Here is a 1,355-nt window from a genome sequence, read left to right on the forward strand (position 1 = left end):
CAAGTCTTTACCCAACAATCGTAGATGGCTGGACATTTTCGGTTTTTCACAGTAAAATCGGCATGATATCAAAATGTCCAACCATTTCATCATTTTACACACGCTGTAATTGTCAACGGCCACACTATGAAGGACATATCGGAACTCGTCTGATCTCCGCAATCAAGCTTTGTAAGGCTGCGATAGTACTTATATGGGTGACCGATTGGGAATACGCAGTGTTGTTGACTTTTTTTTCCAATCAAGAAAATCAAAATCAATAGAAAAAAAAATCAAAAAAGAAAATCAATCAAAAATCCAATCGAAAACATTGTTGGAAATGGTTGGGACATGATGACGGTTTTCATTACGGGTTTTAAAAGAACCGTGATGGAAAATTGGTCAATGGATTTATTTATTTAGTACTAATAAAGTGAAAGTGAAATGAAATTCGTTTCGTTATATGTTGTGACAGCTTTCCATCCGATGACAGTCGGTAACACACAAGCAATAGCTTGAGTTTCTTGCTCAAAATATGCATGTTTGACAAAATTTGTTGACAATTTCCGTGTACGTATCAACAAATTCCGTGCCAGAACCAACTTAAGACCAAATTTCAAGGGATCATGTCCTTAAGTTTGTGTCGCCAGGATGTTAAAAAATTTTGACCCTGGGTGCCTACTCGATGAAGATCTCGTCATCTCATCGTTCCGAGCGTGAACCGGACGCATGCTGTTGATGACTGTTTCAACACTGTCAATCAACTTGGCACTTGTGTCCTTGATGATCGCTTATTGATCTATCATTGGGTCAATAAAGGAATGGTGAGGTTGATCAGAGGGTTTACGAAAATGAAATCAAGTTTGGATGACTCAATCATGTCAATCATAGTGTCAGTTGTTATTGTTGCCCTGTGTGCAATGTTGGTATGCAAACGACTGTCATACGCGTTCAGCATATGGTTGGGTCGTGTAAAAAGCACTTTGAACGTTGCTAGCACTCGTTGGCAACGTTTTCCTGTAAGCATTCCTTTCTCAGTTTCATCATCCAGTCTCGTTCTTTCATTTCAGCCCACTTTCAATGCCATGTGAGCTCTATTTCCACATGTATCACACCTTTGTAATTGTCAACGGCCATACTAAGGTTGACATATCGGAACTCGTCCGATCTCCGCAATCAAGCCCCTTAAGGCTGCGATAGTACTTATATGGGTGACCGATTGGGAATACGCAGTGTTGTTGACTTTTTCTTGATTTTCCCAGAAAACTATTTTCCAAACTACAATCAAACCATGGCCATTGTTGAGCATGGTTTTTTGTTTTTCAGATTATTAATTAATAAAAGCAAATGAATTTAATGCAATCCTTTAAAGGTTT

General features: G+C 38.7%; 2 rRNA genes. Both read left to right on the forward strand.

Features of this window, described 5'->3' with window-relative positions:
- Nucleotides 1–111: 111 nt before the first annotated feature.
- Nucleotides 112–230: ribosomal RNA gene (gene rrf, locus ACAX61_RS19500) — 5S ribosomal RNA — on the forward strand.
- Nucleotides 231–1,104: 874 nt separating this feature from the next.
- Nucleotides 1,105–1,223: ribosomal RNA gene (rrf, locus tag ACAX61_RS19505) — 5S ribosomal RNA — on the forward strand.
- Nucleotides 1,224–1,355 lie beyond the last annotated feature (132 nt).

The organism is Sphingomonas sp. IW22 (genome assembly GCF_041321155.1).
In the GTDB taxonomy this organism is placed as follows: domain Bacteria; phylum Pseudomonadota; class Alphaproteobacteria; order Sphingomonadales; family Sphingomonadaceae; genus Sphingomonas.